Here is a 19,030-nt window from a genome sequence, read left to right on the forward strand (position 1 = left end):
AAGAAAGATGTGACTAATGGATAGCTTTTTAAGGGGGGCTAGGGGGGCGGAGCCTCCCTGAAGGCATTCCCAGCCTGAGGCTGGGAACGAGAGACGATCGAGTGAGACGTGCTACTCTCCATTAACTAGGTGTATCCGCAGAAGTTGTGGGGGATCTAAAACCTTATCCTCTACGATTCACTTCAAAAATCTCTGTATATTCAAACTCATTAGGGCTTTGTCTCACTAAAGGATATAGTTCCCCGTCCAATTCAATGTAATCCTGTTCGCAATCAGGTTTAGAAGAGTAGTAAGTCAGTACATATTCTCTACCGATTCTGTCTACCATTTCTTCTTCTACTTCACCTCGCCACTGTGTCTTGCTCACTAACACAATCAACTGATTTGCTAATTTGGGAATTGTCTTGGCAGTTTGTCTGCGAGAGATGACGTCTAAACTCCCAAAAGGTGAGTCCATTACAATTGGAAAGGCACTGCTATCAGGAATCATCAACATTTTCCTTTTTTCACTCCATTCCCTTACCCTATCGATAATGCTGGCAATAAACGATAAGCTTAAAATCTGATTTTCTCCTGTAGAAGCAGCAACAGGCATTTCTATACCAGCCGTATTCTCTACTAATGTCAGTTCGTATTTCTCACTGATTTTGGGCATATAAGGAGTAAAGGAAATTTCGCTAAAAATTTCTTGTACCCGCTTTTCTAGTTGAAATCGGAACTGCTTTTCTTGTCGTTCTCTAACTAAAGTTAATCTGTCTATAGCATCTTGAGTAGACGCAATCCGTCGTTGTGTCAGGATTTGCTTTTCTTCGTTTAATTTCTGCTTGGCTACTTGCTTGACTACAACTTCTAACTCTGTTTTAAAATTCGCAATTTTCTGCTGATTTGCACCTTCCTCTAGTATTAAATGTCTGATTTTTTCTTCTATTTCATCCAATCGCTTTTGTAAATTGCTAATTTCCTCATTGGCATCTTTTCTCAATCTTTCTTGAATATTGTCTAACTCATTTTCAATTTGAGATATGGTTTGTCTGAGTTGATTGATTCTGACTTGTTCTCTATCGACTTCTTCCCAAAAGCTAGTTGCTTGCTTATCAATTCCATCGACTTGTGCTAACATACGAATCGCTGTCTCTTCTACCTCAGAAGAGCCAACTCTAGCCAATAATTTTTCTATATTCTCGTACCCTTGGCTACCCTTTCGGAACTTTGTACCACAAATACATTGTTGAGAAATCAATAAGTCGTTGACAAATTCTTTGGAAATCCCAGAGGTGAATTCTCCTTTCTGTTTGAAAGCATCAACAATTTCTTTAAATTTTAATGCAGTTCCAGAAAGTAAAACGGTGTAACCTCGTGTGGAAATAATTTTTTTAAGTGTATCTCTAGAGTCTCTTAGCGTTTGTTGATTGAATGATTTCTGCTTTTCTAATTCTTGACGCCTTTCTTCTAATTCTTTGGCTGCACTGAGTTCTCTAAATCGGACACTGGTTTCTTTTCTAAAGGTTTCTTGATATTCTAGCTCTTGTTGAATTTCTAATTGTCTTTGATGAATGGTATCTAGTTCATTTTCTATCTTTTCTTGCTGTTTTAATAATTGTTTTGTTTCCAAATCACCAATAGATTTTAACTCGCTTTCTAAGCTTCTTTTTGCTTCAATTAGATGTTTGATAGAACGATTGATGACTTCAACACCTAAAAAAATCTTTGTGGCTTCGGCAATTTCTGCTTTTTTGTCAGAACGAACTATCTTTTCAATCCGTTCACCATCGAAGAAAAAATATTGATGTAAACTGACGGGTAAAATTTGATTGATGATATCTTCTGGGTTTTGGGTGGGAAAATTCCAGATACCATCTGCACTGGCAAATTGTAAATATAATTCTGTTTTGCCTGTATCAAAATCCGTTTCATTTTTATAAGCACGAAACTCTCGTTTGACTCGATAGCGTATGCCTTCATGTTCCCATGCTATCTCAACCCAGCACTCTATGGGTTGACCCGATTTTGCTTCGGCGATCGCACGCTTATTGACTAATTGTTCTGATGATGCAAAAGCGGCGCTAAATTTCTCATACAGCACCCAAGTAAATGCATTGAGCAAACTTGTTTTTCCAGAACCATTATTCCCGTGAATCACGGTTGTGTTACGAGGATCTCCAACCGCGAGAGCAATTTCCGGAGTTTTGCCATAAAAAGAGCGAAAGTTACACAGTTTAATGGAAAGCAGTTTCATCTGACAACTTCCTTCACAATTGCCAAAATGTCATCATTAATATGACTGTTAATTTTCTTATCTAGTCGGCTTTTTTCCAGTTGCCATACACGCTCAATAATTTGCCGCACTTCTGGAGTTGCACTGGTAATTGGTTCTTGAACGTAATCAATATTGAGTTCTTTCGCCATGTTGCTTGCAAAACAAAATTGTTTGTATATTTTAACTGTTTGTTAGCTCGTTACCATCAGTGAAAGCGCGAGCAACAATTCTTTATCAAAATTTGAAGATGAGCGCCTGTTGTACGAAGGTAGAAGTAAGCAGGCAGAAGAGTCACTGCGGTAGACGGGTTTATCGGCATAAAGCAAGCGGCGTGGCAGAAGGGTTAAAAGCTTAATCATACAAGCTTTGGGGTACGTTTTAATGGTTGTTGATAGATTTCTTGTGGTGCGGAGACCCCCGTTGAGGTGACTGCGGGGCATCTTGCCTGTCATGAATGTATGATATTATACTGGTTGCTTGGACAAATAAGGCGAGGAGGTTCGGTGAAAATGCTGAGGAGCGACAGCTATCAGGACTATCTCATTGAATCTCTTAGAGACCCGAAAGAGGCTGTTGCCTATATTGAGGCAATATTAGAAGCAGAAAATCCTGAACCTGAACTATTACGGTTAGCGATCGAAGATGTTATAGATGAGAAGTTCGCGATAGAGATGTATAGCCGTCAGCTTCGCGATCGCACCCAATTCGGTCTCTCGTTGTAGTACTAGAGCGCCGGTCCAGTAGAAGTGCTTGACGTAAAACCCAAAATATGGGGGTTATTAAAATCGGCGATTTTGGCGTTATGTTTTAATGCGTTCGCGTAGCGTCTCCGAAGGAGAATCGCTAAAAACCAAACCCAAATATTTAGTCCAAAATCAGCGTTTTCCCGTTATACACATAATATCCTTTTTGTCAACGTATATTAGTGGACTGGCGCTCTAGGTCTTCAAGTTGACAACATCCTGCTGTTTCACCATTTACCCTGCAAATTTACCTTCATGACTCAGACTCCACTTAAGCAAATGCCATCCTTATATCAAACGCAATCTCCTGATACAAGCCCCGATGTGGAACAAATTTTGATTCGGCGGTGGCGCGAGATGCTTCCAACCCAAAAAGCAAAGCTTGTCCGCAATGCAACCAAGCGATGTTGGCAATTAAGTTTAATAGGAATTTGGAACCAACATTCACACTTGTTAACGATGAAGCAAGTGCGACAGGAATTTATCCGGCGACGATTTGGTGTTGAATGGATACAGGTGCTGTGCAACGAGGATTATTGGGGGAAGTTTGAGGATATTGCAGGAATTGAAGCGGTGATGGAAGATGCAGTGTGGTTGGCATTAAAACTTGCTGAAATTTTAGAAGGACTGGGTATTCCATATTTAGTGGGAGGGTCTGTAGCCAGTTCGCTGTTAGGAGAACCGCGTGCAACTTTGGATTTGGATTTGGTTGTCGATCTTCACTCATCCCAAATCGAATTGCTGATTGCAGCAATGATTGATGAGTTTTATGTCAGCATTGATGCGGTAACCGATGCTGTTGAGCGCAAAGCCTCGTTTAATGCCATCCATCTTGAAACTACAGAGAAGGCAGACTTTTTTGTTCTAGGCGACGATGGGTTTTCGCAATCAAAACTGCGTCGCCGTCAAGTATATCGATTACCCGGACAATTTGGGCAGTCGATTTATATTTATTCGGCTGAAGATATCATCCTGCAAAAGCTGCGGTGGTATAGGATGGGATTTAGCCAATCGGATCGTCAGTGGCGTGATGTTTTGGGGGTTCTCAAAGTTCAAGCGGAACATTTAGATTTTGAGTATTTACGCCTGTGGGGACAAAGATTAGGTCTTGATGATGAACTCTCAAAAGCGTTTTGCGAATCTGGTTTGCAAGAATGATACTGTAAATTCAGCCGTGCTCGTGCTGTCTTCTGCCGTTGTGCCTAGCCGTGACTATTGCAACCCGATCGCACTAATGCACTTGACATTATACTTACCAGAGAACCAATTGCGATCGATACGAGATTTGCTGAAGTTTTCTACCATCGAAGTCTTGCCTATGTTCAGATGAAAGATAAACAGAAAGCTCGTCAGGATTTTCAAAAAGCCGCAGACCTTTATAAGCAACAAGGAAAAACGAAGGATTATCAAAATGCACTGGCTAAAATCAAACAACTTCAGTAGAGGTCAGTGCACGCTCGTTATTGGGGGGAATATGAGGAGAATAATTGCTCTCCTTGCTGCATCTATCTCAATATTCAAGATGTCCAAACAGCTTAGAAAAAAGCTAAGAATGAACACTCTTTCAGAATAAGCAAAACTAAAATGGAAAATCTTTGCTTTGGGAGCTATAGGGGATTAAACAATTAATGCAATACGTCTTTAAAAAGACTTACAAAACTTACTCGTTGCTCCCATACAAATTTAAGGATGGTAATTGGGATTATCAGTGATGAGGTTTTCGATTTGGGCAACTGCAAGCAAGCGCTCATCAGCAGTGAGAAAAGTGAATGCCATCGTATTTGCTTGAGAGAATTGAGGCAAAATGCACAATGCTGAAGCAAGTTGAACGGCATCATAAGCTCTGAGGGGATGACGACTGACGAGTTCTCCTGCCATTTGAGTAACTGTTGGCAGTAATTCAACTTTTTGATACTGAGTATCAAAGTGGTAACGAAATGCTTGCAAAATTTGGCTAACCTGATTGCTAGAAAGGCTACCCTCGCGTTGGCGACGAGCCAATGCACTCAAAATTTCAACCCAGGTAATTCGGGCAATGACCAGCAAATTACCACTAGACTGAGCCGTTAAGAACTGAATCCAAGCAGTTCCTGTTTCTGAAACATACCGTTTAAGCAAAGCACTACTGTCTAAAAAATATGCTTTTACCACTCACCTCGATCCTCAATGATTGTTTCTGACAGTGGTTGACCCGCAACGTGAATAGACTGTACCATTGCTGCCAAATCATCGTCAGAAATCGGTTCTGCATCAGAGGGAGTGGGAGGTGTAAGTAAACCAGACTCATAAAGAGGTTTGAGCAAAGGCATAAGTTCAGTTATGTTTTGCTCGGGTAACACTTGCAGCCAAACGGTTTGGCGGTCAGAAAAATTCACTGGAGTTAAGGGACGCAACACTCCATTTTCGTAAATTGCCGGAATTGCCTTAGCCATTGAAATTCATCAACTTTTAGCTTTAAAGCTATTCTATACTAAAATTAAGTAGGCGTCGCCGATGGCAAAGTCAAGACTTCAAAAAATATTTCAATGAAAAATAAGGTTAGTTTTGGAATATCCTAAATGTTATACAATAGTCACACTCCAAACAAACTTTCCAATTTTGTCAATATATCCACCCTTCTCTCCTCAAAAGTTTTTAAGCCTTGCGCCTGCTAGCCCTCCTTGAAATTTTTAGATTGGCAATCTCCAAGATTCTTCGATTATATTTATTTTTATAGCCATAACTTCTCTTTACATTTTATAAATAAGGAAAGCATAACGCCTTAGCATCTTCTTCTGTTCCATTTCTCCATTGGTAAAACACATGAATGCAGCCACAAAGTGAACGTTTATGAAAGATAATTCGTTAAGAATAAGATTATCTACCCGTCGCCAAAATAAACTTTGCGTATCTGCTGTTCAAAAAGATAAAACTATTACTGCATTAATTGAAGAATGGATTGATAGTCTTGTTCTCGAAGAGGGAAGAGATACTGCGGACTAAAGTCCTCGTGTCGCGTTTCATCCTCCCTTTAAAAATGGGAGGCTCTCACGCTCCCGTATTGTCTTGGTAGATTATATATCTAGTAAACCGTACCGCTTTTGTAAATTGAGCAACTTCATCCTAGCTTCACCTGCATTATCGGCTAGGTCGGCAAATTCCACAAATCTCAGTAATTCTTTCCGCAGTAAATTTCGCTCAACTTCTAGCGTGTTTCTATCTAGATCTGGTGGTAAAACTATCATGTCAAATATGATTGCACGTTCTTTACCAGGATGGGGGCGCAAAACTCTTCCTCGTCTTTGGATAAACTGGCGCGGATTGCCAGAACTTGCTAAAATCACTGCAGTTTGAATTGCGGGAATATCGACTCCTTCATCTAAACAGCGAATGGCGACTAAACCTTGTAATTCTCCACTCTCGAATTGACGGCGCAAAACTTCTCTTTCTGCTAATGTTGTTTGGGCAGTATAAGTACTTATTCTGTAACCCAACTCTGTTCCTAATATTTTGGCGACGGCTTTCACTTGATGTAAATCTGAACGCTGAGTGACATCTAGCGAACCATCGCTGCAATAAAAGAGGGTATGGGTGGTGTCCCGGCGATTTTGCATGAGTTCGCGCAAAGCATGTAACTTATTTTCGGCTGCACCTACTAACCTAGCTCTTTGCATTAATAAGGGTTTTAAGTCTTCGTTGTCTTCAAAATTTCCTAGAGCAACATTTTCCCGTTCTCGATACAGGAGTGCTCGTCCAATTTTTTGTGTCAGTTTAGCATATGCACGGCTTTCTGTTTCTGTTAATTCTACAAGTACGGGGTAATAGAGGTAATGGACTAAAGCACGTTGCGCGATCGCATCTCTTAAGGTAAATTCTGGTTGCAGAACTGAGCCAAAGTATCCAAATATAGATTGAGTTCCATCTTCATCAAAATATCTCTCTGGTGTAGCAGACAAAGCTAGCCGCAGCCCCAGGCGTCGGGGTAAACTTTCTTCCAATCTGGGTGCGCCGAGGTTGTGTGCTTCATCTCCGACAATCAAAGTTTTTTCGGGGAAGTACTTGAGTTGAGATTGAAAGCCATCGTTAATTAGGGTAGAGTTGCTGGTAATAACTGTCAGAAATGGTTGAGAACCAGAACGGATGTTGTAGAGTTGTGTGGAGAGTTGACTCTGCCAATTGCGTACACTCTCGAAGGCGAGGATGGGTTGCAAATTAAATTTTTCACATTCTCGCGCCCATTGAGTGACAAGATGGCGGTAGGGGCAGACAACTAACACGGCTTGCAGGTTAATTTGCTTGTAGAGTTCGCAAACAATGGCAAGTGCAGTGATTGTCTTTCCACTACCAGTTGCCATTTTCAAAGTTCCCCTGCCGTTGTTAGCAAACCAATTTTCAATAGCTTGTCGCTGATATCCCCGCAATTCGATAGATATCGGCATTCTAGGGCATCCGGGTAATGATGGTTGCTGTATTTGATATTTGCTTTTGTTTTCACCTACAAATGGTGGCTTGAGGAGATATGTTGCTAAATTTGTCTCTTCTACCGTGTTGGAAGTTGGCAGTTGGATTCGCTTTTTTAACAAGTACATGTGAAGAATGGTGGGTAGTGAGTGGTGAGTGGGGAGTAGGGAGTGGGGACATTTTCCCTATTCCCTACTCCCCATTCCCCATTACCTATTGTTAGTTGTAATTGCGCCAGATGGCGACTAAGGAACCTTGCACTTGTACTTGAAAGGCATTAACCTCTATGGGCTCGTATTTGGGATTTGCTGCTTTGAGGGTGACGCGATCGCCTTCACGATAGAATCGTTTTAAAGTTGCGCCAACTCCGTCAACTCTCGCAGCAACGATAGTGCCATTTTTGAGATGATCTGGTTCTGGTACGGGACGCAAAAATACCAAATCTCCATCAACAATAGAGTCCTCAATCATGCTGTCACCTGTTACCCGCAAAGCATAAGTTTTTGGAGGTAACGTCACACTGGTGAGGTCTATATACTCTTCCGCTTCGGTGACTGGTTCTATCAAACCCCCGGCTGCAATTTCACCCAAAATCGGGACACCTAGCTTTAATGGTCGCAAAATTCTAATTGTTCGCGCCTTACCTTCACTCCATTCAATGTACCCTTTGGTACGTAAATGCTCTAAGCGACTTTGAATTGGTGCAGGAGATTTTAAATTCATTGCCTGCATCATTTGTCGGATAGAAGGTGAATGCTGGTGCAATCGTATATATTCTGCCAGCCATTCGTAAAGTTCTCTTTGAGCTTCTGTGAGACGTTCCATAATTTTAAAAACAGGAAAATACAAATGTTCCTAGAACATTAGTACTACAAAAAACATATTTATGCACTACTTATTTTCAATTTTTCTTAAAAAATTTTGGAATTTGGTGAGAAGAGAGGAGTGAAGAGAGAGGAATAAATACTCACATTTTCAATTTTACAACCTCTTACTCATAAACTCCTAACTTCTTTCTTAAATTTCTTCTGCTCCTAAAAGACTTGCAAGTAAAGCTTTTTGGATGTGCATTCGATTTTCTGCCTGGTTCCAAATTTGCGATTGGGAACCTTCCATCACAACATCTGTGATTTCTTCACCGCGATGTGCTGGTAAACAGTGTAAAACAATCGCCTTGGGATCGGCAAGACTTAACAGGCGATCGTTAACTTGGTAAGGTTGAAAAACTGGCAATCGGTCGTCTGCTTCTTCTTCTTGTCCCATACTTGCCCAAACATCGGTGTAAATAGCATGAGCACCTTTTGTTGCTGCTTCGGGGTCATGGGTGAGCAATACCTCAGTTTTTCCACCTGCAATTTTGCGTGCTGTTTCTAGAATTGCTGCATTTGGTTCAAATTCATTGGGTGTGGCTACTCTTACATTCATTCCCACCAAAGCACAGCCCAATAACAAAGAATTTGCCACATTATTCCCATCTCCAACATAGGTTAAGGTTAAACCCGTGCAGGAGCCAAAGCATTCTTGGACTGTCATCAAATCAGCCAATACCTGACAGGGATGTTCCAAATCGGTGAGGGCATTAATGACGGGAATTTTGGCATAATTAGCAAAAATTTCTAATTCCTGCTGTGCAAAGGTACGAATTGCCAAAATATCTAGATATCTATCTAAAACTCGTGCCGTATCTTGCACTGGTTCTCCACGACTCACTTGTGTGACATTGGGATTTAGATCTATTACCTGTCCACCAAGTTGATACATCGCTACAGTAAAACTGACTCTCGTTCGAGTAGATGCTTTGGAGAATAGCAAACCCAATACTTTATTGCATCGCAATTTCAACTGTTGCGACTTTAGCTGGCTTGCCATTTGCAAAAGTTCTTGAACTTCCGTGGGACTGAAGTCTGCCAAACTTAATAAATCTCGTCCTTTCAACCCTGCCATGCTTGTTGATGTGCGATCGAACAATCTTTTATTTTCGTTCTTTTACCCAGTCTTGTCCAAAAAAAATTTGGATAAATACATTTTTGCGCGATCGCTTGCATAACCAAAATAACTATGCTATACTGTTTGACTAGTGCAATGCCTGAAAGCAATAAATCTTACGGTTATTGTCAAAGGTGTAAGCGTGCCAGCATAGCACAGTGGTAGTGCATCCGACTTGTAATCGGAAGGTCGTCGGTTCAAATCCGACTGCTGGCTTTAAGATAAACAACGACATCTAATTGTCGATTGCCAAATTATTTGTCCGCGTTGTGGTTGTGATACAGTCGCAACCTCACCCCGGCTTTGGCTCTTGCCAAAACCTCCTCTCACCCTTGGGAAACCTTCCAGCATTCCTTCAAAATACGACTGGCAAAGCTTACGTTTAAAAGATGGTGATGCTTTAGAAATCCAGTACTGCCACACTTTAGAAAACCTGGGTAAAGAAAAAGGACTATTGGGCGTTATCTTCTGCAAATCGCAAAACAAAATTCAAGACCCTGCCAAACTCAAGCGACTGGTAGAACTTATCAATTAGGAAACTTGGATTGGTTTAGATATCGACGTAAAAGGGAAAATTTACGTATGTTTGCACAAACTCAGTAATCAATAAGACTTTTGATACTTTACCATATCCGCAAAAGTCAGAAAACACCGCTGACACCAACCATCTACCCACACTGCTGGAACCTTAAATTTTGCCTTACAGTTTGGACATTCTGACAACAAAGTTAATTTGTGGCTCGCGCACCCTTGCGTTACCTTCAACTGCCACTCAATCTTGTGGCAAGGCGAGTAATACGCTTACTGCCTTTATTACCTTCCTTATATGTATTGATAATGAACTGCTGCCAATCAGAATCTATTCGATGTTTGCCTTTATCAGCCCGTGTCGTGGTTTAAAGTGCAGCTAAACCCTCCTGTTCCCATTTTTTTACTAACCAACCGTCGTACCGTCCGCACTGACTTACCCAGTTTAGCTGCTACCTCCCTTTGCCTCTCTCCGTAGGTGATGCGATCGCAAGGTTCTAGCAATTTCTGAATCATTTCCAGCAAATGCCTATCATCTGCTGAGAGTTCAGTCACTATCTCATTGGTTTCTGTCTCTCGATCGCCCTTGTGAGGATCATCCAGCATATTTACATTAATGTTCAATAAAAACGTAGTTGTATTGTACTATCTAAAAAACACTTATTTTGTCAATTTTGGTGAAGATGTTGGCTCAAGTCACTTTTCAAGCAAGGACAGATATTTTGTCAAAAATTCAAAAGAGGACAGCTATTTTGGCAACGAATGTTTACTATGGTATTTTCAGCCTAAAACAATAAAACTCTTACTTGGCAAGGGTTTTAAGGTCAGTATTTTCAAGGACACGATTTTGTCAAGTGGTCAGATAATTTGGCAATCGACAAATTCCGCAGATGGCGATCGCGTTGCTGCTGCAACTAAACTAGCTTAGCGCCTCCAGAGCGATCGCATTTATCCCTCTAGTATCTCCGTATCAGAGCCACTCTCCGCGAGGATCGGTTAGCACTTGGAGCAAGGGGAGAGGAATTGTGAGTTTTCCAAAAACTTTTTTAAAAGCCCAGTTTGGCTAACCTAAGATTAGTAAAGAGGTTTATTACTTTGAACCTCAAACTGTAGTTTACTGGTAGTGTGAGGTTTCCTGGAACAGAATTAAGTGATATATGGCACAGCGACAGTATCGTAACCCGCCTATAGAAGAAGCAGTCTGTGAGTTTCGCTTTGCTCCTGGTTCGGCATGGAATTTTACAGTACCGGGTTTGTTTTATGAAAAAATAAAAGATTTTTACACGGGTGAACCACGACAGCAGAACTTAGTGGCGGCTGAATTCCAGACAAGTCCTCAGCCTCAAAATTCCGAAATTAGGGTAAGGCAGACAGTAAACAAGATACTATTTCCGTCTGCGAACACCACAAGATTAGTGGGCGTCGGACCCGATATTCTAAGTATCCACATCCTTCGCCCTTATGAAGGATGGGACGAGTTTAGGGGAAGAATTTCTCAAGCATTAGACGTTTATTTAGAGGTCATTAAACCTGTTGGAGTAAAGCGCACTGCTCTGCGCTACATAAATCGAATAGTTCTTCCAGAGAAGCAGAACATTGATTTAAGTCAGTACTTTACCGTATATCCTCAGATTCCAAATGAGATTCAGACTCGGGTATCAGGATTCCTGAATCGAACTGACTTAATCTATGAGGATCTTCCAATCCAGTTAGGACTAACTATATCAGATGCTTCAGACCCTATCGAAAACCCCGAAATTATCATTGATTTAGAAATTTCTCAAGAATGGACAGATAGCTTTTTAGCCCCTGAAGAAGCGCTTTCCAGTTTAAATGAATTAAAACAGAGAGAGGGGCAAGCCTTTGAAAGTTTGATTACCGATCGCACTAGGGAGTTATTCGATGGTGACTAAACCTTATGGTCGTTCTTATAGCGAACATAAATCCGAGATGACACTGTTATCCGATGAAAACGAGAAATTAGCCAGAGATTCATCCGCGCAATCGAGGGAAGCCGTGCAAAGCGTGTCAGTCGATGGACCAATAACTCTTGTTTCATCCAGCGAAACCTTAAACGCGCAAAATTGGGCGGATAGGCTTAAAGTCGCAAATTCCGAACTTCAAAGGGTTACGGCTGTTTTTGGGGGAGCTAAAAATTATGAACCTTCCCAAGCTTCGGAGCGACTTAACAACCCAACCATTCACAAAACTTACAGAACAATCTCTAGCTTGGGAGCAGCAAATAAAACTTTTGTCTACGCAATAGAATGGCTGGAGCGGCTGCGTGCAGCTGCTTTAAATGAGCAAATGTGGTGGCGTGAGCCACTGATAAATTTGGGTGTTGACTCAGAAATCGTTTTTGAATGGTGGTACGAGAATAAGAAAATAACCGTTTATATTCTGGATAATACAGCAGAATACATTAAAGTGTGGGGACACGATATCGACAACGAAATGGAGGACGGTTCGGCAACATCACGCGATGAAATCCTCAACCTTTGGAAATGGCTAGTTTTGTAGGGGTTGACGGTGGATGATGTAGTTACAGATGATGAGCTATTGTATCGTTGTGTTTTTCATGGTGGAAATTATTACCAGATGGAGGAACACGGGGTGCGGCTTAGCTCGCAGGCATTTGCCGATCGAGGACAAGCGCCCTCCGTAGATCGGGCAAAACTTTGCAATCATAACCCGCAGTGGACGCAGAAAAACACAAATGACGCTGTTGTAAGTTTGGTTGCTGGTGACATTCGGATGATAGACGATATCGTCCAGAAGGACGCTAAAGGCAAAGAGATTATCTATGCTTATAAAATCGATGTCCACCCAAGACCGCTTGGGGACAACCCAGCCCACGCACAAATTGAGCCATCGCCAGCGTACCAGAATCGGAATGTTTTCAGAAAAGTATCAGAAAAGCTGGCACGGCTGGCAACCGAGAGAGTTGCCCACCATGGCTGGGAAATTGAGCCATATGAATTGCGACTCAACAACTAGGTAAAGCCATAGCGCTCGCCGTCACTTGAGGATGGAGGTTGAGTGCAAAGTAGACTCTATCTGCGGAAATTCCGCAGATGGCGATCGCCCTCACTCTTAGGTCGGTTCAATCCGATGTACTCCACAAGCTTAGCTGCACAAACGTTTCCCCTTGTACTGATGGCTGATTTTTCTTACAAAATTCAGATTTAGTTAGCCACGTGCAATTATCTTTAGAGTACGGCTGACTTCGATCTAGCAGTCCCAATCCCATTCCTTCTTGGTAAGAGTTGTACATATCCTCTTTAAAGTTTTCAAATTTTCGCCACCGCTCGCACAAGCTACTCCCTTCATAAGATTTGCTGGCAGGATTAGTGCGATAATGACTAAGCCTAGCCCAAATTCGATAAAACTTAGTATTCGTCATTCCGTGAGTTTGTGGCGCTTCTTGAGCGCTTTTCCAGTCGCAATTGTCCGGTGCAAATGGCTTGTTACGATCGCGTCGAATTAGCTGCAATCCCCGTTCGTAAGTTGAAGCCATGTCCTCACAAAACAAAGCAAAGTCACGCCAGCGATCGCAAATACTAGAACCGTTGTAGTTTTTGGATTCGGGATTGCAATACTCGTTAACGGTTCGCCTCCAAAGCTTGTATATGGGTGTTCCAAATAAGGGGTGTGCTTGTTGATTGCCCCGCACCCAATTCCAATAACAGTTTTCTTTCGAGTACGGCTCGTTGGGATTCATTAGGAAAAGGATTTTGCCCTCCCGATACCCCTGACTTATATCTTCGTAAAACAATGTAAAGTCTTGCCATCGAGAACACACGGGGATTCCTTCATATTTCTTTGAGTTGGGATTGGCTTTGTGATACACCAGATGAGACCAAAGACGATAAATCCTAGTCTTTGTCATGCCGTGAGTTTGATACAGTTCGCGCCTGGGAACCCACACGCAATTTTCTTTGGAATAAGGAAGTTTGGGATCGACTGGTTTAAGGTATAAACCTCGGTCGTAATTGTCGCCTGCGTCTTCGCAAAAATTTCTAAAATCCTTCCAGCGATCGCAAATACTAGAGCCGTTATACTCTTTAGAATTTGGGTTAGTTAGTCCATGAACTAAGCCACTCCAGTATTTGTAAAACCGGGTCTTTGGCGCATCCCTCGACATACCATGCGGCTTTTTCGCATCAATTCGCCCCGCGTGAATTCGCTTTTCAGCCGCCTCTACACTAATTCCTTCCCTTTTGGCTAGGGCTTCAGCAGCTGCTTGTACGGTTGGGTAAAGAACCGGAGCTCCTGGTAGTCTGGTGGGCTTACCTGGAGAACCACCGATTTCACCGCCCAAAGTAACGTTGTAGCCGTTGGGGGTTAAGGTGTTTAATCGCTGAATCCATTGACGCTCCTTAATTCGGAGTTCTTTAGGATTGGCAGCACAATCAATAGACTCAATCGTAAAATTTTCTTTTCCGAATTCAGCAATCGCGTCGTGAACCAAAGAGCGATCGTGCCTGTAAACCTGCTCTAAATGCCTTTCCCACCGTTCTTTCAAAGACGTAGTAGTTAACCCTATGTATTGCTTGCCGTTTACGCAATTAGTGATTGTGTAAATAATTCCATTGTCATATCCAAGCTTGGGAGGAGTAAACAAAGCTGCCTCTGGCGTCATTCCTTCCGCGATACGTCTTTTAACAGTTGTAGAACTTACGGGAGCACTTAGTTGACGCACTGCGTCTTCTATGCCGTTGTAAGTTACACCGTTCACCCTAAAAGAGTGTTTCGGGTCGTGGGGTTCATCATCAAACGCTTGCGCCACAGTCCAACCTGCACCTAGCCGCTTCAGCACAACCCAATAATTTTTGCTTAATTTTTGACACGCTTGCTTGGTGCTAGTGTAGTGAATACCCTTGTACTCAAATCCGTGCTGAGCTTTCGTGGTAGATTCTTTTGCACACGCGGGACAGCCACTTTTTCTGATGTGATTGCTGGGTGTTTGCTCAAAAGCGCCGTGCTGGGGACAAACAATAGTCACTTTAGTAGCGTGATTAACATACCTCACTTCGGAATAATCATATTTGTCACCGTGGGTGGCACGAGCTTTCTCAACAAATTCTAACAGCGTTAATGTCTGATTTTCATTAGCACATTTCACACAACCCGAACCATTTATATGAGCTTTTGGATCTTGTTCAAAATCACCATGAACGGGACAGATAATCGTCACTTTGATATCGATTCGCTTGTAAACAACCTTGCTATAGTCATAGCGATCGCCGTGGGCTTCGCGAAATTTATCAATGATGGTGGATTGGGTATGGCGCTGGCGATCGGCATAGCAGTTGCGGCAGCCCACGCCTTTAAGGTGGTGGTAGGGAGCGATCTTAAACTCGCCGTGGTGGGGGCAAATGATAGTAACCTTACTTGCGGAATTGACATACTCAACTAGGGAGTAGTCGTACAAATCGCCGTGCTTGGCTTGAGCTTGGGCGATGAATTCATATACGGTTTTACGTTGTGGCATGGGTTCACCTAGATCGTTAAACTCTCTCGTCACTTTCAAGCGACTTCATTTGCTGGGCAATGCTGTCCCACGGCGCTACATTGACCTCCACCAACTCACCCTCGTCTGTAATCTCAGCCCAGTCAGGATAGCGTTCTAGTGCCTTGCGAACGCTTTGCCTCAATATCGCGTCTCCATCTTCCCAGCACTCAAACAAGAAGTCAAAACCGGGGCATTCACCGATATTGCACTCCCTAACAGTTTTAGAGGCAACAAGTATGGTGCGGGTTGGATTTACTGGGTCATGCCTCATAAAGACTCCGAGGACACTGAAACATGGGGAGAGGAAAGCGTTAAGCCACTGACAGAAGCCGATTTGCTCCAGATGATTCAGAAAGAAGTCAACGCGCATAACGTCAAAGTCGCCGAACTTACCGAGCAACCGGAGTTGATTAAAGGAGCGCAAGAATGAACACTGAAGCACGAGCTATCATCCAAAACACCCTTCGAGCTGAAGGGGCGACAAAGTAACTTTAAATAAATTGCCAGAGCTAAAATTAAGAAGACAAACGCTTGCGACCATTATGTTCACCATTGCGGATTTACAAGAATTACAAACAGAGCACCCAGACTGGCAAATGGAACTAGTGGACGGGAGTATTGTTGTTATGGGTCCATCGGATTACGAATCAGAAGAGATTGGTGCCGAGTTTGTGCGACAGCTTGCAAACTGGGTACGCCCTCGCAAGTTAGGGAGAGTAACGGGTTCCAGTGCTGGATTTATTCTGCCAACTACAAAAGAGCAGGGCGAGCGGGACTTACGCGCTCCTGACGTGTCGTTTGTCAAAGCCTCGCGCCTGAAAAAGACCAAGCGTGATTTTGTACAGTTAGTTCCAGACCTAACAGTTGAAGTAAAATCCAAAACCGATCGCGTTAAGGTTTTGGTAGAAAAAATTCAACTTTTCCTAGAACTGGGGAGTACTGTTGGTATCTTGATTGACCCCGATGAACGAACTGTTACAGTTTATCGGCTCGGTCAAAGCCCTACAGTTTTAAGGGATAGCGATCGCCTGACGCTACCAGACTTATTACCGGGATGGGAATTGGTAGTATCGGATTTGTGGCCGCCTGAATTTGATTGAACTTGCTTTACTAGGAGGGCTTATCTCGAAATCCGTCCGATGTGATTTAATGTCATAAGATCGGTCAATCTTCCATAATTTTTAGTGATATGTTTACCGTTGCGGATTTACAAGAACTACAAACAGAACACCCAGATTGGCAAATGGAACTGGTGGATGGGAGTATTGTTGTCATGGGTCCATCGGATTATGAATCAGAAGAAATTGGTACCGAGCTTGCCGCTCAACTTCGCAACTGGGTTAAGCCTCGCAAACTAGGGAGAGTAACGGGTTCCAGTGCTGGATTTATTCTGCCAACTACACAAGAGTCTCCTGGTAGGGACTTACGCGCTCCTGACGTGTCGTTTGTCAAAGCCTCGCGCCTGAAAAAGACCAAGCGTGATTTTGTACAGTTAGTTCCAGACCTAACAGTTGAAGTAAAATCCAAAACCGATCGCGTTAAGGTTTTGGTAGAAAAAATTCAACTTTTCCTAGAACTGGGGAGTACTGTTGGTATCTTGATTGACCCCGATGAACGAACTGTTACAGTTTATCGGCTCAGTCAAAGCCCTACAGTTTTAAGGGATAGCGATCGCTTGACGCTACCAGACTTGTTGCCGGGATGGGAATTGACAGTATCTGACTTGTGGCCGCCTGAATTTGATTGACCTTGCTTTATAAAGAAGGGGACGAGCAATGACGCAAACCTTACGCCAACTAGTAACCTTTGAAGAATTTGTTCGGTGGAAACCGGACAGTGGACGCTATGAATTGCACGATGGAGTCATTGTTGAGGTGTCGCAGCCAACAGGAGACCACGAAGAAGTAACGGGATCTTTGGTGACAAAGCTAGCTGTCAAATACGCAAGGTTGCAGCTGCCCTACTTCATACCCAAGACTGCATTAGTTAAACCACCGGAAAATGAATCGGCTTATTCACCAGATGTGGTGATACTGAATCGGCTCAACCTGGTTAACGAACCGCTATGGAAAAAAGAATCTACCGTCACTCAAGGTGCGTCAATTCCCTTAATCGTTGAGGTTGTAAGCACTAACTGGCGGGATGATTATTTGACAAAGGCTGGCAAATACGAAGAGATTGGGATACCCGAATATTGGATTGTCGATTATCTCGCCCTTGGCGGTCGTCGGTTTATTGGCAACCCCAAGCAACCAACTATCTCCATTTATTCCCTGGTCGAGGGCGAGTACCAAGTTACTCAGTTTAGAAACGGCGATCTCATCACTTCACCAACATTCCCGGAATTAAATTTGACAGCAGAGCAAGTTTTTCAACCTACCTGATCCTCATCGGGCATACCGATTACTGTTTCAATTAATTGCTAAAAATAAATTATACGCAAGAATGCTAACACCTCTCAACCATGCTTTGGATGTATTAGAACGGTCATATAATATTGTTACGACAGATGATAAATCTGCTAGAGATTTCTTAGAAATACTTCATCGTAAGATGTTACTTCTCAAAACGTCTCAAACAAGATTTAGGAATTGTTATATAGCTGAATTTAACAATCTTGAGCATGAAGTGTTAATGATTGGCGAAGGTGTTGCTAGTAAAGTTGATGGAAGGCATAGTGAAGAAGATATCAACTGGGAAATTAAAAAAGCTGAGAAAGAAATAGAGTTAGCTACAAAGCAAACAGTGGAGAAAATACAGTTGGGCTTGGAGGAGGAATTAAGTAACCTCCAAATTCATCTCGAAAAATTATTGCAATCAAGGCTGGGGCGATCTTTAGCTGAAGAAGTACAAGTTTCATCAACAAGTAGACAAAAAGTTGATTATGAAGAATTTGGAGAAACTCAAGAAATGCCATCTTTCTTAAAAAAAAGTACTGAAGCTGTGCGGGCTATAGGAAGTTTTGCCTCAGCAGTTTCTAGAGATCTAGTTTATAACATCGGTAAATTTTTTGGTGTTAAGTTTCGCCCTTGGGGAGCGGTTAACGCTGCTAAGTTCATCAGAGGTTTAGGACCTATTATTGGAGGCGTAGGTGCAATTTTAGAAATTTTTATAGCGGTTAAACAAGAAAAGGATGAAGCAGAGTATGAGCAAAAGCTTCGTGAAGCAAGATCGGATTTACGCCAGAGCTTTAGGCAAGTTGCCTCAGAAATCAGAAGTGAGTATGAAAGGAATATTAAACTTGAGATAATTATCGGCTTTTATGAAGCTGAATTTCAAGATATTGAACGTCAGAGAGATGAACTGCGAAATAATGAAAGCTCAACAATTGAGATAGTTAATCAAATCAAAAATATGATGCAAAAAATCAAGAAGGAGATAGCTACAATAGAAAATAATTTTTAAATAATATCCAGTTTATCTAGTAATTCGATTGATTTGCGACTGTGCAGCACGGGGGACGTAACTGTGGCAGAGCTATTCTAGTAATATTAACACGCTTAATATCCAGTTCGGTTAATGAGTTACTATTCAACAAGCTCTGCAAAAACTGGAAAACCC

Annotated in this window: 24 protein-coding genes and 1 tRNA gene; 15 read left to right on the forward strand and 10 right to left on the reverse strand. The window is 42.3% G+C overall.

All coding sequences use genetic code 11. The features are described 5' to 3' along the window. Nucleotides 1-163: 163 nt before the first annotated feature. Together F7734_RS34105 and F7734_RS60985 are read right to left on the reverse strand one after the other, a co-directional pair. A complete protein-coding gene (locus tag F7734_RS34105; RefSeq protein WP_155748958.1) occupies nt 164-2,236 on the reverse strand; it encodes an AAA family ATPase in 2,073 nt (690 codons plus the stop codon). Continuing rightward, nucleotides 2,233-2,406, reverse strand: coding sequence for a hypothetical protein (locus F7734_RS60985; RefSeq protein ID WP_017750052.1), 174 nt, complete (start codon nt 2,404-2,406; stop codon nt 2,233-2,235). The genes F7734_RS34105 and F7734_RS60985 overlap by 4 nt, the downstream gene beginning before the upstream one ends. Before the next feature lie 360 nt (nt 2,407-2,766). On the opposite strand from F7734_RS60985, the gene F7734_RS34110 reads away from it, so the two are divergent. From F7734_RS34110 to F7734_RS34120, 3 genes are all read left to right on the forward strand, one after another. Continuing rightward, nucleotides 2,767-2,979 carry a hypothetical protein gene (locus F7734_RS34110; RefSeq protein ID WP_243147234.1) on the forward strand — a complete coding sequence of 71 codons (213 nt, stop codon included), beginning with the start codon at nt 2,767-2,769 and terminating at the stop codon, nt 2,977-2,979. Nucleotides 2,980-3,255: 276 nt separating this feature from the next. Further along, on the forward strand, nt 3,256-4,158 hold the full coding sequence (locus F7734_RS34115) for a hypothetical protein (RefSeq protein WP_243147235.1): 903 nt from the start codon (nt 3,256-3,258) through the stop codon (nt 4,156-4,158). Between the two features lie 57 nt (nt 4,159-4,215). Further along, the gene (locus F7734_RS34120) at nt 4,216-4,443 is read left to right on the forward strand and encodes a tetratricopeptide repeat protein (RefSeq protein WP_155748959.1); all 228 of its coding nucleotides are present in this window, start codon (nt 4,216-4,218) and stop codon (nt 4,441-4,443) included. A 240-nt stretch (nt 4,444-4,683) separates the two neighbouring features. Here F7734_RS34120 and F7734_RS34125 read toward each other — a convergent pair whose 3' ends face one another. After that, entirely contained in the window at nt 4,684-5,151 is a 468-nt protein-coding gene (locus tag F7734_RS34125) for a type II toxin-antitoxin system VapC family toxin (protein ID WP_166482322.1), read from the reverse strand. Then, nucleotides 5,145-5,432, reverse strand: a complete 288-nt coding sequence (locus F7734_RS34130; RefSeq protein ID WP_155748960.1) for an antitoxin family protein — start codon at nt 5,430-5,432, stop codon at nt 5,145-5,147. Before F7734_RS34130 ends, F7734_RS34125 begins: the two co-directional genes overlap by 7 nt. A 397-nt stretch (nt 5,433-5,829) precedes the next feature. Here F7734_RS34130 and F7734_RS60990 point away from each other — a divergent pair, with 397 nt between their 5' ends. Next, nucleotides 5,830-5,982, forward strand: a complete 153-nt coding sequence (locus F7734_RS60990; protein WP_166482323.1) for a hypothetical protein — start codon at nt 5,830-5,832, stop codon at nt 5,980-5,982. A 71-nt stretch (nt 5,983-6,053) separates the two neighbouring features. On the opposite strand, the gene F7734_RS34135 is transcribed toward F7734_RS60990, so the two are convergent. The 3 genes from F7734_RS34135 to argF form a co-directional block, all read right to left on the reverse strand. After that, nucleotides 6,054-7,568 carry a DNA phosphorothioation system restriction enzyme gene (locus tag F7734_RS34135; RefSeq protein ID WP_155748961.1) on the reverse strand — a complete coding sequence of 505 codons (1,515 nt, stop codon included), beginning with the start codon at nt 7,566-7,568 and terminating at the stop codon, nt 6,054-6,056. A 91-nt stretch (nt 7,569-7,659) separates the two neighbouring features. Continuing rightward, nucleotides 7,660-8,265, reverse strand: a complete 606-nt coding sequence (lexA, locus tag F7734_RS34140) for a transcriptional repressor LexA (protein ID WP_155748962.1) — start codon at nt 8,263-8,265, stop codon at nt 7,660-7,662. 192 nt (nt 8,266-8,457) lie between these two features. Continuing rightward, nucleotides 8,458-9,384 carry an ornithine carbamoyltransferase gene (gene argF, locus F7734_RS34145; RefSeq protein WP_155748963.1) on the reverse strand — a complete coding sequence of 309 codons (927 nt, stop codon included), beginning with the start codon at nt 9,382-9,384 and terminating at the stop codon, nt 8,458-8,460. Nucleotides 9,385-9,570: 186 nt separating this feature from the next. On the opposite strand from argF, the gene F7734_RS34150 reads away from it, so the two are divergent. Then, nucleotides 9,571-9,642, forward strand: a tRNA-Thr gene (locus F7734_RS34150). 94 nt (nt 9,643-9,736) lie between these two features. Then, a complete protein-coding gene (locus F7734_RS34155; protein ID WP_207714282.1) occupies nt 9,737-9,961 on the forward strand; it encodes a hypothetical protein in 225 nt (74 codons plus the stop codon). A gap of 344 nt (nt 9,962-10,305) precedes the next feature. On the opposite strand, the gene F7734_RS34160 is transcribed toward F7734_RS34155, so the two are convergent. Beyond that, nucleotides 10,306-10,560, reverse strand: a complete 255-nt coding sequence (locus F7734_RS34160) for a helix-turn-helix domain-containing protein (RefSeq protein WP_243147236.1) — start codon at nt 10,558-10,560, stop codon at nt 10,306-10,308. A 10-nt stretch (nt 10,561-10,570) separates the two neighbouring features. Between F7734_RS34160 and F7734_RS34165 the strand changes: the two genes are divergently transcribed. The 4 genes from F7734_RS34165 to F7734_RS34180 all read left to right on the forward strand — a co-directional run bounded on the left by F7734_RS34165 (nt 10,571) and on the right by F7734_RS34180 (nt 12,951). Then, the gene (locus tag F7734_RS34165; protein WP_155748964.1) at nt 10,571-10,882 is read left to right on the forward strand and encodes a hypothetical protein; all 312 of its coding nucleotides are present in this window, start codon (nt 10,571-10,573) and stop codon (nt 10,880-10,882) included. A gap of 229 nt (nt 10,883-11,111) precedes the next feature. Continuing rightward, nucleotides 11,112-11,867, forward strand: coding sequence for a TIGR04255 family protein (locus F7734_RS34170; RefSeq protein WP_155748965.1), 756 nt, complete (start codon nt 11,112-11,114; stop codon nt 11,865-11,867). After that, nucleotides 11,857-12,474 carry a hypothetical protein gene (locus F7734_RS34175; protein WP_155748966.1) on the forward strand — a complete coding sequence of 206 codons (618 nt, stop codon included), beginning with the start codon at nt 11,857-11,859 and terminating at the stop codon, nt 12,472-12,474. Before F7734_RS34170 ends, F7734_RS34175 begins: the two co-directional genes overlap by 11 nt. Nucleotides 12,475-12,483: 9 nt before the next feature. Next, nucleotides 12,484-12,951 carry a hypothetical protein gene (locus F7734_RS34180; protein WP_166482324.1) on the forward strand — a complete coding sequence of 156 codons (468 nt, stop codon included), beginning with the start codon at nt 12,484-12,486 and terminating at the stop codon, nt 12,949-12,951. Nucleotides 12,952-13,057: 106 nt separating this feature from the next. On the opposite strand, the gene F7734_RS34185 is transcribed toward F7734_RS34180, so the two are convergent. Both F7734_RS34185 and F7734_RS34190 read right to left on the reverse strand, forming a co-directional pair. After that, complete coding sequence (locus tag F7734_RS34185; RefSeq protein ID WP_155748968.1) at nt 13,058-15,448, reverse strand: GIY-YIG nuclease family protein; 2,391 nt, start codon at nt 15,446-15,448, stop codon at nt 13,058-13,060. 16 nt (nt 15,449-15,464) lie between these two features. Next, a complete protein-coding gene (locus F7734_RS34190) occupies nt 15,465-15,611 on the reverse strand; it encodes a hypothetical protein (protein ID WP_155748969.1) in 147 nt (48 codons plus the stop codon). Here F7734_RS34190 and F7734_RS34195 point away from each other — a divergent pair. The 5 genes from F7734_RS34195 (at nt 15,603) to F7734_RS34215 (ending at nt 18,874) form a co-directional block, all read left to right on the forward strand. Next, the gene (locus F7734_RS34195) at nt 15,603-15,899 is read left to right on the forward strand and encodes a hypothetical protein (RefSeq protein ID WP_155748970.1); all 297 of its coding nucleotides are present in this window, start codon (nt 15,603-15,605) and stop codon (nt 15,897-15,899) included. The genes F7734_RS34190 and F7734_RS34195 overlap by 9 nt on opposite strands. A 112-nt stretch (nt 15,900-16,011) precedes the next feature. Then, nucleotides 16,012-16,569, forward strand: a complete 558-nt coding sequence (locus F7734_RS34200) for a Uma2 family endonuclease (protein ID WP_155748971.1) — start codon at nt 16,012-16,014, stop codon at nt 16,567-16,569. Between the two features lie 89 nt (nt 16,570-16,658). Next, nucleotides 16,659-17,216, forward strand: a complete 558-nt coding sequence (locus F7734_RS34205; protein WP_155748972.1) for a Uma2 family endonuclease — start codon at nt 16,659-16,661, stop codon at nt 17,214-17,216. A 28-nt stretch (nt 17,217-17,244) separates the two neighbouring features. Beyond that, nucleotides 17,245-17,853, forward strand: a complete 609-nt coding sequence (locus tag F7734_RS34210) for a Uma2 family endonuclease (protein WP_155748973.1) — start codon at nt 17,245-17,247, stop codon at nt 17,851-17,853. Nucleotides 17,854-17,914: 61 nt separating this feature from the next. Then, on the forward strand, nt 17,915-18,874 hold the full coding sequence (locus tag F7734_RS34215) for a LeoA/HP0731 family dynamin-like GTPase (RefSeq protein ID WP_155748974.1): 960 nt from the start codon (nt 17,915-17,917) through the stop codon (nt 18,872-18,874). Nucleotides 18,875-19,030 lie beyond the last annotated feature (156 nt).

It is taken from the genome of Scytonema sp. UIC 10036 (assembly GCF_009725235.1).